Raw genomic sequence first — 13434 nt, 5'->3', positions numbered from 1 at the left:
CGGCTCAGCGCCGCGGCGCACCGGTGTCCGGGTCCAGCCGTGTGGTGCGGCCCGCGCAGGTCACGACGACGGCCGCGGGACCGGCGGCGAGCCGGCCGTGCTGCGGGTCGTCGCCGCCCGGGACCCCGGTGAACCGGAGCCGCAGCGGACGGCGGTCGGGGCAGCTGGAGCGCCACAGCTCGCGGCCGTCGTCGACGGCGACGGCCAGCAGCTCGTCGGCGCCGGTGTCGACGCGGCTGGAGCCGACGAGCACCAGGGTCGGGCCGTACTGCGCGCTCACCACCCGCCCGGGCAGCCGACGGCCGTCGGGGTCGCGGACGGTGACGGGGGCGAGGGAGAACGGCAGCTCGCGGGTGACCTGCTGCCGGTAGCCCTCGTAGGTCGTCAGCGTGGTGCAGGTGAAGCCGGTGATGACCAGTGTCCGCGCCGGTGCACCCGGCCCGCTCCCGTCCAGCGAGGCGGCGCCGCAGCTGAAGCGGATCGCGTCGGCCGGGCTGTCCTGGCGCAGCTGCTCCGCGCGCCGCTCGGCCGGGCCGGCGGCCGCGCTGCCGACCAGGGCGGTCAGCACCAGCGCGCCGACGAGGACCAGCACCCGCAGGCCGGTCCGCAGGTCGCGGCGGGGCGGCCAGCACTGGTAGGCGCCCCACACCGCGACGCCGACCAGCAGACCGCTGAGGTAGAGCAGCAGCGTCGTGCCGTTGGTCAGCGCCGCCAGCCGGAGGGCGACGGTGTTGCCCTGCAGGGCGGCCGCGGCGTCGCGCAGCTGCGGCCCGAACAGCGCCCGGCCGACGGCGGTGGGCACCGGCCCGACGACGGCGTAGGCGGCCAGCAGGACGACGCCGTGCCGCCACCGGCGCTCGCGGTAGGCCTCGGTGTCCACCAGCAGCCCGGCCAGCGCGGCGTAGCCGGCCGTACCCACCCAGAGCGCGAGCAGCACGAGGGTGAGCCCGGACGCCGACGGCCGGCCGCCGAGGACCAGGGCGACCGCGGTGACCAGGGCGACCAGCGTCCCGACGGCGGCGGGCAGCACCGCCGCGCCGGGCCCGAGCAACCGCGGCCGACGGTCGAGGACGAAGAGGGCGACGGCGGCGAGCAGCAGGAGCAGGCCGCCCAGGCCCGGCTGGCGCCACTGCGCCTCGACCTGCGCCTCGCCGTCGCTGGTCAGGGCTTCCGAGACCAGGGGCGACAGCTGGCCGAGCCACCAGTCGTGCGCGGGGAAGGCGCTGGTCTCGGGGATCCAGTAGGCGACCAGGAACAGCACGTGCGTGCCGAGGCCGATGACCAGCGGCACCGTCGCGGCGACCCGCACCCGGGTGACGAACCGGGCCCGGTCGTCCGGCCGCTCCGGCACCCCGACCGGGGACAGCGTCGGCGCCGGGGCGTGCGGGTCGGCGTAGAGGGCGGTGGCGGTGGTCACGACCCACCGGCCGGGGTGACGACGGGGTGCCGACCCAGCACGGGGACGGTCGGCTCGTCCTCCTCGGTGCGGTCGGCCTCCAGCACGTCGAACCCGCGGCGCAGCAGCAGGCCCCCGCCGAAGGTCGCCGGCAGCCAGCGGTCGGCCAGCACCTGGCGCAGCCCCAACCGCTGGAGCGGCGCGATCCGGTTCATCGCCACCGCGCCCTGGGCGGCGGTCGCGCAGGCCCGGGGGACCGGGTCGAGGAGCACCTGCTCGACGGCGGCGCCGTGCTCGGCGACCAGCGCGGCCAGCGCGGCGAAGTCGTCGGCCGGGTCCAGCTGCAGCTCCAACCGCAGGGTCGTGGTGTCCACCGGGTAGCCGTCGAAGCTCACCAGCCCGGTCAGGGGCACGTCGAGGTGGATCGGGGCGGTGCTCACGGGCAGCGCGCGGACCAGCGGGGCGCCCGGTAGGGCCAGCAGCCGGGGGACCAGCAGCTCACCGGGCCGCCGGACCGTCACCGTGCCGTCGGGCTGGAGCAGGACGGCGACCGTGCCCGGCGCCACGGTCGCCAGCCGGGTCAGCGGGACCAGGGCCCCGACCAGGCGCTGGCCCAGCGCGTGGGCCGGCGCGGGCGAGGCCCCGGTCGACGACGGCGTCCCGGCCGGGCGGGCCGGCTCGCGAGCGGCGCGCTCCTGGGCGCGGCGGGCCCACCACCGGAGCAGGGCGGTGCCGCGGTCGTCGTCCACGCGTCCCCCTCCGTCTCGGCCCGCCCCGGGGCGGTGCGCCCATTCTGGCCCGCGGGCGCAGCGCGGCCGTGAGCAACGCCGGTCGTCCCGCCCGGCGCTGGTCCGGACGGGGGTGTCGGTGGCGGCTGGCATGCTGTCGCCGTGCCCTCGCGTCCCTCTCCCTTCGGCCGGGTGACCCTGGTCAGCGGACCGGAGAGCCTGCTGGCCGACCGGGCCGTCGCCGCGCTGCTCGCCGACATCCGCGCCGAGTCCCCGGAGGCCGAGGTCGAGCGGACCTCGGCCGAGCGGCTCGAGCCGTCCCGCTTCGCGGAGATGACGAGCGCCTCGCTGTTCGCCACCCGTCGGGCGGCCGTCCTGGAGGACCTGGCGAACCTGCCGGCCGAGCTCGCCGACGCTGTGCTCGAGCTGGCCCGGCACCCGCTGGACGACCTGGCCCTGGTGCTGGTGCACGGCGGCGGGCAGAAGGGCAAGGGCCTGCTCGACAAGCTCAAGGCGGCCAAGGTGCAGGTGGTGGACGCGCCCGCGGTCAAGGCGTGGGAGCTGCCCCAGTTCGTCGCCGCCGAGGCCCGCCGCGTGGGGGCCGGGATCGACCCGGGCGCCGCCCAGACGCTCGTCGACGCCGTCGGCCACGACCTGCGGTCGCTGGCCGCGGCCGTCAGCCAGCTGGTGGCCGACGGCGAGGGCGGGCCGATCGAGGAGGTGCAGGTCCGCCGCTACTTCGGCGGCCGCTCGGAGGTCACGAGCTTCGCCGTGGCCGACGCCGCGCTGGCCGGTCGCACCGGGGTCGCCATGGAGCAGCTGCGCTGGGCGCTGGCCACCGGGGTGGCGCCGGTGCTGGTGACCAGCGCGCTGGCGTCAGGGCTGCGCGGGCTCGGCAAGCTGGTGACGGCGGGGCCGGGGCTCCGGGAGCCCGACCTGGCCCGCGAGGTCGGCGTCCCGCCGTGGAAGCTCAAGACGATGCGCAGCCAGGCGCGGGGCTGGGACCAGGGCGGTCTGGCGACGGCGCTGCAGGCGGTGGCGGTGGCCGACGCCGAGGTGAAGGGGGCCGCGGACGACGCGGCCTTCGCCCTCGAGCGGGCGGTGCTCACGGTCGCCCGCGCCCGTCGCGGCTGAGCCGGTCGGGGGCGCACCGAGCGCGGATGGACGCGCGCCGGGACCCCGGCACGACGTCAGCGGAACGCACGACGTCCCGACCACACGAGGTGATCGGGACGTCGAGCTGACCTGGGGGACAGGGTGGTGGCCCCCGGTGGTCACGGCCGCGGGTGCCGGACCGGAGGCTCGGGGGTGGTCACCCCGGGCGCGGCGCTGGGCTCAGCTCAGCTTCGCGGCCTGGGCGGCGATGGCCGACTTGCGGTTCGCCGCCTGGTTCTTGTGGATGACGCCGGAGGAGGCGGCCTTGTCGAGCTGCCGCGTGGCCACGCGGGCCAGCTCGGCGGTCTTGGTGTCGCCGGCGGCCGCGGCCTCGCGGAAGCGGCGGATCGACGTCTTGAGGGCGGACTTGGTCGCCTTGTTGCGCTGGCGCGCCTTCTCGTTCGTCTTGATCCGCTTGATCTGGGACTTGATGTTCGCCACGGGGCAAGCCTCTGTTAACTGTCGGTGTTCGGTCTCGGGGTCACGCCGCGGTCCTGACGAGCAGGAACTGCCTCGGGCGCGACCAGTCACGCTACCAAACGTGGTGACCCGAGCCCAAATCCGTGGCGCGGACGAAGCCCAGCAGGTCCTCGGCGCACCGGCGCTGCCAGGCCCGGATCGTCGGGAGCCCCGGCGGGTCGGGTGAACGCCCGAGGAGGTGGAGCGTGACGGCGAGCCCCGACATCATCGCCCAGCGCAGCGGCGCCGGCACCGCTGCCGTCACCGGGTGGGACGCCAGGAAGCCGGCCACGTCCATCGTCCCGCCTTGGCGGTGGTCGGCCCGGGACACCACGAGGTCGCAGGCGAGGACCACCGGGTCGATCCAGGCCGCGGCCCGCAGAGCGGCCGCCCAGTCGACGAACCAGACCGACGGCTCACCGCCCGCCACGCGTGGCGGGCCGACGAGCACGTTGTCGGCCCGGAGGTCGGCGTGCACGGGCACCTCGCCGACCAGCGCCCCCGCCAGTTGCGCCCCCGCCTCTTCCAGCGCGGAGGCCCGGGAGCGGACCCACGGGTCGTCGTGCCAGGCGTCGGAGGGGTCGTCCAGCACCTCCGACCAGGGGCGGAAGAAGCGGACCAGCTCGTCGCTGCCGGGCAGGGCCGCCAAGGCCGGGCTGCCGGCGGCCGCGACGAGCGTCTCCTGCAGCGCGCCCAGCCGGTCGAGGACGAGCCGGGCCACCGGCTCGGTCCACGGGTGCGCCGGCGGCTCGCCGGGCAGCGCCGGCAGCAGCAGGACGGCCCACGCCTGGTCGGGCAGCTCGAGGTCGGTCCCGGCGAGCGCCCGGGGCAGGGCCGGGTGGAGGGGCAGGGCGGCGAGCCGGGACCGCTCCTGCCGGTAGAGCGCGAGCGAGGTGGGGTTGGGGACCGAGCCGACGGCCTTGACGAAGACGGACCGCTCGGCCGTGCCCACGACGGCGGCGCAGCCGGGGGAGAAGCCGCCGACGCGGTCCTCGACCCGGACGACCGGACCCCCGAGCTGCTCCTCGACCCACGCCTGCACCGCGCCCGGCAGGCTCCGGTAGGGCAGCCGGACGCCGCGGGCGCTGGTCACGGGGACGTCGGCGGGCACCGGGCCATCGTCGCGGCGCCGGGTCCTGGTCGCCACCGGGTTGACGACGTCGGGGCGCCCGCGCGCGATTGGGTGCGGCGGTCCGGCGTGGGATGATGGCCGCCGGGCGCACCGCCCGCCGTGCAGGCCCGACCGCCGCACGGGAGCACGACCGCCGCGCCGCCGACCGGGAAGACGACTTGACTCCGCCAGCACCCAAGCCCGGGCGTACCGAGCCCGCGATGATCCGCAACTTCTGCATCATCGCCCACATCGACCACGGCAAGTCGACCCTGGCCGACCGGATGCTGCAGCTGACCGGCGTCGTGGACGCCCGCGCGATGCGGGCCCAGTACCTCGACCGGATGGACATCGAGCGCGAGCGCGGCATCACCATCAAGTCCCAGGCCGTCCGGATGCCCTGGACGGTCTCGACCGCCGGCGCCGAAGCCGGCATCCACGTCCTCAACATGATCGACACCCCGGGCCACGTCGACTTCACCTACGAGGTGTCCCGCTCGCTGGCCGCCTGCGAGGGTGCCGTGCTGCTGGTCGACGCCGCGCAGGGCATCGAGGCCCAGACGCTGGCCAACCTGTACCTGGCCCTGGACGCCGACCTGACGATCATCCCGGTGCTCAACAAGATCGACCTGCCGAGCGCCCAGCCCGAGAAGTACGCCGCCGAGCTGGCCGGCATCATCGGCTGCGACCCGGCCGACGTGCTCAAGGTGTCGGCGAAGACCGGCGAGGGCGTGCAGGCGCTGCTGGACGAGATCGTCCGCCAGATCCCCGCCCCGGTCGGCGACCCGGACGCCCCCGCCCGGGCGCTGATCTTCGACTCGGTCTACGACACCTACCGCGGCGTCGTCACCTACGTCCGGGTGGTCGACGGCGAGCTCAGCCACCGCGAGCGGGTGCTGATGATGTCCACGAAGTCCGCCCACGAGGCGATCGAGGTGGGCGTCATCTCCCCGGAGCCGGAGAAGTCGCCCTCCCTGGGCGTCGGCGAGGTGGGCTACCTGATCACCGGGGTCAAGGACGTGCGGCAGTCCCGCGTCGGCGACACCGTCACCTCGGTCGCCCGCCCGGCCACCCAGGACCTCGGCGGCTACCGGCACCCGAACCCCATGGTCTTCGCCGGTCTCTACCCGATCGACGGCGCCGACTACCCCGAGCTCCGCGAGGCCCTGGACAAGCTGCAGCTCAACGACGCCGCCCTGGCCTACGAGCCCGAGACCTCGGGCGCGCTGGGCTTCGGCTTCCGGATCGGCTTCCTCGGCCTGCTGCACATGGAGATCGTCCGGGAGCGGCTGGAGCGCGAGTTCGACCTCGACCTCATCTCCACCGCCCCCAGCGTGGTCTACCGGGTGGTGATGGAGAACGGCACCGAGGTGCAGGTCACCAACCCCTCGGAGTACCCGACCGACGGCCGGATCGCCGAGGTCTACGAGCCCGTCGTCCGGGCGACGATCCTCACCCCGACCGACTACATCGGCACGATCCTCGAGCTGTGCCAGGCCCGTCGTGGCGTGCAGCACGGCATGGAGTACCTGTCCGCCGACCGGGTCGAGATCCGCTACACCCTGCCGCTGGCCGAGATCGTCTTCGACTTCTTCGACGCCCTCAAGTCCCGCACCAAGGGCTACGCGAGCCTGGACTACGAGCCGTCGGGGGAGGAGCGCAGCGACCTCGTCAAGGTCGACATCCTCCTGCAGGGCGAGCCCGTCGACGCGTTCTCCGCCGTCGTGCACAAGGACAAGGCCTACGCCTACGGGGTGATGATGGCCGGCAAGCTGCGCGAGCTCATCCCGCGCCAGCAGTTCGAGGTGCCCATCCAGGCCGCCATCGGCGCCCGGGTGATCGCCCGCGAGACCATCCGCGCCATCCGCAAGGACGTCCTCGCGAAGTGCTACGGCGGTGACATCACCCGCAAGCGCAAGCTGCTGGAGAAGCAGAAGGAGGGCAAGAAGCGGATGAAGATGGTCGGACGCGTCGAGGTCCCCCAGGAGGCCTTCGTCGCCGCGCTCTCCACCACCGAGCCCGCCAAGTCCTGAGCCCCACCGCTGCCTGAGCCCCACCGCTGCCTGAGCTTGTCGAAGGCCCTTCGACGGGCTCAGGGCGCGGCGGTCCAGCGGGAGCGCGCCGCGGCCTTCGAAAGGCTCGGGGAGCCGAGTACAGGCTCAGGGCGCGGGGTGCCGGCTCAACGCTGCGGGGACCCTCAGTCGATGCCCGAGCGCTCGACGCCCTGCACCAGGTAGCGCTGCAGGAAGAGGAAGACGAGCAGCACCGGCAGGATCGCCACGGCGGCGCCGACGAAGAGCTGCGGGACGTCGACCCGCTGGCTGGACATGAACTGGCTGAGGGCCACCTGGACGGTGCGGAAGTCGCGGTCCTGGCCGATCAGCAGCGGCCAGAGGAACGCGTTCCACGAGCCGATGAACGTGATCGTCCCGACGGCGGCGCAGATGCCGTAGGTGTTCGGCATCACCACCCGCCAGAAGGTCCGCCAGTAGCCGGCGCCGTCGATGTAGGCCGCCTCCTCCAGCTCGTGGGGGAAGCCGAGGAAGAACTGCCGGAACAGGAACGTCGCGAACGCCGAGAACAGCACGGGGATGATCAGCCCGCGCAGCGTGGAGATCCAGCCCAGCGAGGACACCAGCACGAAGCTGGGGATGAAGGTGACGGCGGCCGGCACCATGAGCGTGAGCACGGTGAGCCCCAGCACCAGCCGGCTGAGCCGGTGGTCGATCCGGGCCAGCCCGTAGCCGGCCAGCGCCGAGATGACCACGGTGGCGAGCGTCTGCACCACGGCCACGACGGCGGAGTTCGCCATGCTGCGGGCCATCCGGATGCTGTCGTTGCCGAACAGCTCCCGCAGGTTGTCGGCGTTCACCTGGTCGGGCAGCCAGCGCCACTGCGCCGAGGCCAGCAGCCGCTCGCTGGAGAACCCGTTGCGCAGCAGCACGTAGAAGGGCAGCAGGAACAGCAGCGCCAGCACGCTCAGCACGACGTAGCGCAGTGCGGACACCCGGCGCGACGACCTCATGCCCGGTCCTCCTTGCCGCCGACGGAGAAGATCTTGAGCTGCACCACGCCGATGATGACGACCACGGCGGTGAGGATGATCGTGCCCGCGCTGCCCAGGCCCAGGTCCTGGCTGCCCCCGCCGAGGGAGATCAGGTAGAGGTAGACCAGCGGCGGCCGCGCGAACGGCGGGTAGCCGCCGACGGAGATCAGCGTGTTGTAGAACTCGTCGAAGGCCTGGAACGCGGCGATGAGCAGCAGCAGGACGACGGCCACGGAGGTCGCGCGCAGCTGCGGCAGGGTGATCCAGCGGAAGACCTTCCAGCCCACGGCGCCGTCGATGGCGGCCGCCTCGTAGGTGTCGGTCGGGATCCGCTGCAGGCCGGCGAGGAACAAGATCATGTAGAAGCCGACCTGCAGCCACAGCCGCAGGCTGACCAGCACCACCCAGTAGCCGTAGTTGCCGCCGCTCAGCCAGTTGACGTTCTCGAAGCCCAGCGAGCGGAGCAGCGAGTTGGCCAGCCCGAACCGTGCGCCGTTGAAGAACGACAGCCGCCAGATCATCGCCGCGATGACGTAGGAGCAGGCGGTGGGCAGGAAGAACGCCGAGCGGAAGAACGCCTGCGCCACCCGGGCCTTGTTGACCAGCAGGGCCAGCCCCAGCGAGCACGCGAAGGTCACCGGGACGATGAAGGCCGCGAAGACCAGGAACGTCCCCATGCTGGAGACGAAAGCCGGGTCCCGGAGCAGGTAGACGTAGTTGCCCAGCCCCACGAACCGCGTCGGCGTGACGGTGTTGCGGGCGTCGAAGAACGAGAGGTAGACGCTCCACAGGATCGGCACGTAGACGAAGACGAGCAGGCCCAGCAGGAACGGCCCGACGAAGACCCAGAACCAGCGGTTGCGGTTCTGCTGCAGGGTGCGGGCCTTCCGGACCCGAGGGCCCTCGCGCAGGGCGCGGACGGGTGCGGGGGCGGCGGTCACCGGGTCAGCCGTTGACGCGCTTCAGCTCCGCGGTGGCCCGGGCGGCCACCGCGGCGACCTCCTTCTGGGGGTCCGCCCCCTTGGTGACCACGTTCGTCAGCGCCCCCGTGTAGGCCTGCGCCGTCGCCGGGGTCCACAGCAGGCTGGGGGCGTGGCCGAAGTCGGTGACGAAGCGCGCGGCGTCGGCGCCCGCCCCTTCGGCGAGCTTGGTGGCCTGCGGGGCCAGCGCCGGCTTGGCCGGGATGTGGGTGCCGTAGCTGTTGGAGAAGTCGACCTGGTCGGCCTCCTGGTCCACCCAGAGCCACTTGACGAAGGCCTTCGCCGCGTCGGGGTTCGCGCCCTTGGCCGACACGCACGCGCTGAAGGCGCCGAAGGGCACGACCTGCCGCCCGCCGGATCCGATGGCGGGGAAGGGGACGACGCCGAAGTCGTCGCCGAAGGTGTCCTGGATCTCCGGCAGCACCCAGAGCCCGGTCCACTGCATGGCCGTCTCCTCGTTGACGAAGGGGGCCGCGTCGAACCAGTCCGCGGAGGCACTGGCCAGCAGGCCGTCCTCGTAGAGCTCGCGGAACTGGGCCAGGCCGTCGTACATGGCCTGGGTGTCGAAGCCGACGCCGGTGCCCTCCTCGTTCACCTGCTCCAGGCCGGCGGCCCAGATCAGCTGGTTCCCGAGCACCCCGACGCCGCCGTCGTTGCCGGCGAAGAAGCCGCCGATGTCCTTGGTCTGCAGGGCGCGGGCCGCGGTGATGAGCTCGGCCATCGTCTGCGGCGGCTGCAGCCCGGCCTTCTCCAGCAGCGAGCGGCGGTAGTACAGCATCTGCATGTCGACGGTCTGCGGGATCGCCCAGATCTTGTCGTCCCAGGTCATCGCGGCCAGCACGGTCGGCGCGAACTGGCTCTTCGCGTCGCCGAGGGTGTCGGTGAGGTCGAGCACCTGGCCGGCCTTGATCATGTCCAGGGTCGGGCCGTTGCCGTACTCGAAGACGTCGGGCACGTCGTCGGTGAGCAGGGCGGCCGAGACCAGCTTCTCGTACTCGCCCGGGTTCCACTTGACCGTGACCTTCGCCTGGTCGTAGGAGGCGGCGTAGCGCTTGACGGCGTCCTCGACGCCCTCCTCGCCGTACTCGTGGTACCACTGGCTCAGCGCCACGTCACCACCGGCGGAGGCGCTGGCACCGGCGCTGGCCGAGGCGCCCGGCTCTGGGCGGCCGGTGTTGCTGCCGCAGCCGGCCAGACCGGCGGTGGCAGCGGCGGCGGCGAGGCCGCCGGAGAGGGACAGGAACCGTCGACGCGGGAAAGCCATAGCCGGACTCTAGTTGCTGCCGGCGGGCCGTCCCGCGCAGGCTCAGCCCGTCCACCCGTCGAGCGCCGCCGGCGCTCCCGAGCAGGAGGTCGTCACCCGTGAGAGCTCTGCAGTACACCGCCTTCGGCGGTCCCGAGGTGCTGGCCGTCGTCGACGCCCCCGAGCCCCACGCCGGGCCCGGCCAGGTCCGCGTCCGGGTGCGGGCCGCGGGCCTCAACCCGCTGGACTGGAAGATCCGCCGGGGCCTGATGAGCCAGGGGCGGCCGCTGGAGGGACCGGGCCGCTCCGGGTTCGAGGCGGCGGGTGTCGTCGACGAGGTGGGGGAGGGCGTCACCGGCACCGCCGTCGGCGACGACGTCTTCGGGCTGGGGGAGGCGACGCACGCCGAGCTGGCCCTGCTGGACGCCTGGGCGGCCAAGCCGGCCGCCGTCGACTGGGCCGTCGCGGCCGGCTCCGCGGTGGCCGCGGAGGTGTCGGTCCGGGTGCTGGACCTGCTGGGCGTCGGTGCCGGCAGCACGCTGCTGGTCGACGGCGGCGCGGGCGGCGTCGGGGCCGTGGGCGTGCAGCTCGCCGTCAGCCGGGGCGCCACCGTCATCGCCAGCGCCGGCGAGGCCAACCAGGGCTACCTCACCGAGATCGGCGCGCTGCCGGTCCGCTACGGCGACGGCCTGGCCGAGCGGGTCCGCGCGGTCGCGCCGGAGGGTCTCGACGCCGTCTTCGACGTGGCCGGCAAGACCCCGCCGCCGACGCTGGCCTCGATGGTCTCCGACCCGGCGCAGGTCGTCACCATCAGCCAGTTCGAGCTGGGCGACTCGGGCATCCGGGTGACGACGGAGCCGGGCGACCGGGCCGCCGCCCTGGCCGAGGCGGCCCGGCTGCTGGAGAGCAACGGGCTCGTGGTGGAGGTGCAGACGTTCCCGCTGGAGCGCGCGCGGGAGGCCGTCGAGATCTCCGAGTCCGGGCACGTGCGCGGCAAGCTGGTCCTGCTGCCCTGACGGCCCGGGCCGACGTCCGGTGGTCCGGGCGGTTCAGGCCACGGGCAGCGTCAGCCGCAGGCGGGCGCCGGGGCCGGGTCCGTCGACGACGTCCAGCCGGCCGCCGTGCGCCTCGGCGATGCCCCGGGCGATCGGCAGGCCCAGCCCGGAGCCGCTGGGCCGGCTGCGCGCCGCGTCCAGCCGGACGAGCCGCTCGAACACCCGCTCCCGGTCGGCGGGGGCGATGCCGGGCCCGTCGTCGGCGACCTCCACCGCGACGACGTCCCGGTCCGGCGTGCTGACCTCCACCCGGACCGCGGTCGCGGGCCCGCCGGCCTGCACGGCGTTGTCGACGAGGTTGGCCAGCACCTGGGCGACGCGGTCGCCGTCCACCCGGGCGCGGGCGCTCGGGCCCACGACCTCCACCCGGGCGCCGGGGTGCCGCAGCTCCGCCGTCCGGGCGACCCGCTCGGCCAGCTCGGTGACGTCCTGGGGCCGGCGGTCCAGCTCCAGGCCCGCGTCGATCCGGGCCATCGTCAGCATGTCGTCGACCAGCCGGCCGGCCCGGCGGGCCTCGCGGATGACGGTGACGCTGAGCTCCTCCGTCCGGGCCCGGTCGGGCTCGCCGCGCAGCAGCCGCTCGGCCGCGGCCTGCACGCCGGTGAGGGGGGTCCGCAGCTCGTGCGCGGCGTCGGAGAGGAAGCCGCGGAGCCGGTGCTCGGCGGCCAGCGCCTGGCTCTCGGCGCCCTCCACCTCGTCGAGCATCGCGTCGAAGGCGGTCGCGGTGCGGCCCAGCTCGGTGTCGGGCCGGTCGGGCCGCAGGCGCCGTCCCCGGTCCCCGGCGGTGATGGAGCGCGCCGTCGCCGTCATCTCGTCCAGCGGTCGCAGCGCCCGTCCGACGACCGGGCCCAGGGTGAGGGCCGCGAGGACCAGCAGGGCCACGCCGGCCACGAGCAGGGTGGTGCGGACCTGGACCAGCGTGCGGTGGACGTCACCGGCGTCGGCGACCAGGGTGATGGTGCTGCCGTCGGCCAGCGGCTCGGTGACCTGCAGCAGGTCGCCGCTCCGGGTGACGGGTGCCGCCGGGCCGGCGGGACCGGGACCGCCGGCCGGTCCGGGGCCGGGAGCGGGCGCGGGAGCGGCTGTGCTGCCGGCACCCGGCTGCAGCGGCCCGCGCCTCAGCACCTGCCCGTCGGCGGTGGTGAGGGAGACCGAGATGCCGTCGCTGGCCAGCTGCTCGACCAGCTCGTCGTCGTCGACCGAGCCCACGAGGTAGGCGGCGAAGGACGCCCGGTCGGCGAGCCGGGAGCGCAGCTCGCCCTCGAGCCGGGCGCCGAGGGCCACGTCGGTGGCCACCCCGAGGACCAGCAGCATCCCGGCGACGAAGACCAGCACCACGACGGTCACCCGGACCCGCAGCGACCGGGCCCGCAGCGGGGCCGGCGCGTCGGGTCGGGCCGGGGGAGCGGGCGCGGCCGGAGCGGCGCTCACCGGGCCTGCTCCGCGGACCGCGCCGAGCGCAGCACGTAGCCCATCCCGCGGACGGTGTGCAGCAGCCGCGGGCCGTGCGCCTCCAGCTTGCGACGGAGCGCGCTGACGTGGACCTGGACGAGGTTGTCGGCGTAGTCCTCGTACCCCCAGACCTGGGTGAGGATCTGCACCGTCGACATCACCCGGTCACGGTTCTCGGCCAGGAAGAACAGCAGCCGCATCTCGGTGGCGGTGAGCTCCAGCGGCACGCCGCCGCGGGTGACGGAGGCGCCGCTCGGGTCGACGACGAGGTCGTCGACCTGCACGGTGTCCAGGGCGCCGCTGCGACGCAGCACGGCCCGCATCCGGGCCAGCACCTCGGCGACGACGAAGGGCTTGACCACGTAGTCGTCCACGCCGGCGTCGAACCCGGCCAGCCGGTCGGCCATCTCGTCGCGGGCCGTCAGCAGGATGATCCCGGCGCCGCTGCGCGCCCGCACCACCCGGGCGAGGGCGGGGCCGTCGCGTCCCGGCAGCATCCAGTCGAGGACGACGAGGTCCGGCCGGAACGACTCCAGCTCGCCCTCGAGGTCGCGGCCGTCGGGCAGTCCGCGGGCGCGGTAGCCGGCGTCGGTGAGCGAGCCCACGAGCGAGGAGCTGATCGCCGGGTCGTCCTCGACCACCAGCACGCGCGCCGTCACCATGGCCGTCAGTCTGGCCCAGGCCACCTGAAGAACCCCTCAAGAAGGAGCGCCGGACCCCCGTTCTTGAGGTGGTCTTCAGGCTCGCTCCGCACTGTCGTCCTCAGCACCACGACGCAGGCCGCCCCACCGGGCGGCCCGTCCCGACGA

At 74.5% G+C, this 13434-nt stretch carries 12 protein-coding genes; 3 read left to right on the top strand and 9 right to left on the bottom strand.

Annotated elements, in window-relative coordinates; genetic code table 11:
- Positions 1 to 4: 4 nt before the first annotated feature.
- Entirely contained in the window at positions 5 to 1417 is a 1413-nt protein-coding gene (locus JOF54_RS04625; RefSeq protein WP_210053429.1) for a hypothetical protein, read from the bottom strand.
- Positions 1414 to 2145: a hypothetical protein gene (locus JOF54_RS04620; protein WP_210053426.1), complete on the bottom strand. Its 732-nt coding sequence runs from the start codon at positions 2143 to 2145 to the stop codon at positions 1414 to 1416. The genes JOF54_RS04625 and JOF54_RS04620 overlap by 4 nt, the downstream gene beginning before the upstream one ends.
- A 141-nt stretch (positions 2146 to 2286) precedes the next feature.
- On the opposite strand from JOF54_RS04620, the gene holA reads away from it, so the two are divergent.
- Complete coding sequence (gene holA, locus JOF54_RS04615) at positions 2287 to 3258, top strand: DNA polymerase III subunit delta (protein ID WP_210053424.1); 972 nt, start codon at positions 2287 to 2289, stop codon at positions 3256 to 3258.
- 201 nt (positions 3259 to 3459) lie between these two features.
- Here the strand turns inward: holA and rpsT are convergent, their stop codons facing one another.
- Together rpsT and JOF54_RS04605 are read right to left on the bottom strand one after the other, a co-directional pair.
- Complete coding sequence (gene rpsT / locus JOF54_RS04610) at positions 3460 to 3720, bottom strand: 30S ribosomal protein S20 (protein WP_210053422.1); 261 nt, start codon at positions 3718 to 3720, stop codon at positions 3460 to 3462.
- A gap of 91 nt (positions 3721 to 3811) precedes the next feature.
- Positions 3812 to 4849, bottom strand: coding sequence for a phosphotransferase (locus tag JOF54_RS04605; protein WP_210053420.1), 1038 nt, complete (start codon positions 4847 to 4849; stop codon positions 3812 to 3814).
- 221 nt (positions 4850 to 5070) lie between these two features.
- Here JOF54_RS04605 and lepA point away from each other — a divergent pair, with 221 nt between their 5' ends.
- Positions 5071 to 6882, top strand: a complete 1812-nt coding sequence (gene lepA / locus JOF54_RS04600) for a translation elongation factor 4 (protein ID WP_210053418.1) — start codon at positions 5071 to 5073, stop codon at positions 6880 to 6882.
- Positions 6883 to 7046: 164 nt separating this feature from the next.
- Here the strand turns inward: lepA and JOF54_RS04595 are convergent, their stop codons facing one another.
- From JOF54_RS04595 to JOF54_RS04585, 3 genes are read right to left on the bottom strand one after another with little or no spacing between them, the layout of a single operon-like run.
- Positions 7047 to 7874 carry a carbohydrate ABC transporter permease gene (locus tag JOF54_RS04595; protein WP_210053416.1) on the bottom strand — a complete coding sequence of 276 codons (828 nt, stop codon included), beginning with the start codon at positions 7872 to 7874 and terminating at the stop codon, positions 7047 to 7049.
- Positions 7871 to 8806: a carbohydrate ABC transporter permease gene (locus tag JOF54_RS04590; protein WP_245358968.1), complete on the bottom strand. Its 936-nt coding sequence runs from the start codon at positions 8804 to 8806 to the stop codon at positions 7871 to 7873. Before JOF54_RS04590 ends, JOF54_RS04595 begins: the two co-directional genes overlap by 4 nt.
- A 34-nt stretch (positions 8807 to 8840) precedes the next feature.
- Positions 8841 to 10139, bottom strand: coding sequence for an ABC transporter substrate-binding protein (locus tag JOF54_RS04585; RefSeq protein ID WP_210053414.1), 1299 nt, complete (start codon positions 10137 to 10139; stop codon positions 8841 to 8843).
- 98 nt (positions 10140 to 10237) lie between these two features.
- Here JOF54_RS04585 and JOF54_RS04580 point away from each other — a divergent pair, with 98 nt between their 5' ends.
- Positions 10238 to 11134, top strand: a complete 897-nt coding sequence (locus tag JOF54_RS04580; protein WP_210053412.1) for an NADP-dependent oxidoreductase — start codon at positions 10238 to 10240, stop codon at positions 11132 to 11134.
- Positions 11135 to 11167: 33 nt separating this feature from the next.
- Here JOF54_RS04580 and JOF54_RS21380 read toward each other — a convergent pair whose 3' ends face one another.
- Positions 11168 to 12604 (bottom strand): HAMP domain-containing sensor histidine kinase, encoded by a 1437-nt coding sequence (locus JOF54_RS21380; RefSeq protein WP_210053410.1) that lies wholly within the window; start codon positions 12602 to 12604, stop codon positions 11168 to 11170.
- The gene (locus JOF54_RS04570; protein ID WP_245357964.1) at positions 12601 to 13287 is read right to left on the bottom strand and encodes a response regulator transcription factor; all 687 of its coding nucleotides are present in this window, start codon (positions 13285 to 13287) and stop codon (positions 12601 to 12603) included. Before JOF54_RS04570 ends, JOF54_RS21380 begins: the two co-directional genes overlap by 4 nt.
- Positions 13288 to 13434 lie beyond the last annotated feature (147 nt).

The sequence above is a fragment of the Microlunatus capsulatus genome (assembly GCF_017876495.1).
GTDB lineage: Bacteria > Actinomycetota > Actinomycetes > Propionibacteriales > Propionibacteriaceae > Microlunatus > Microlunatus capsulatus.
This window is presented reverse-complemented; position numbering and strand designations above follow the sequence as displayed.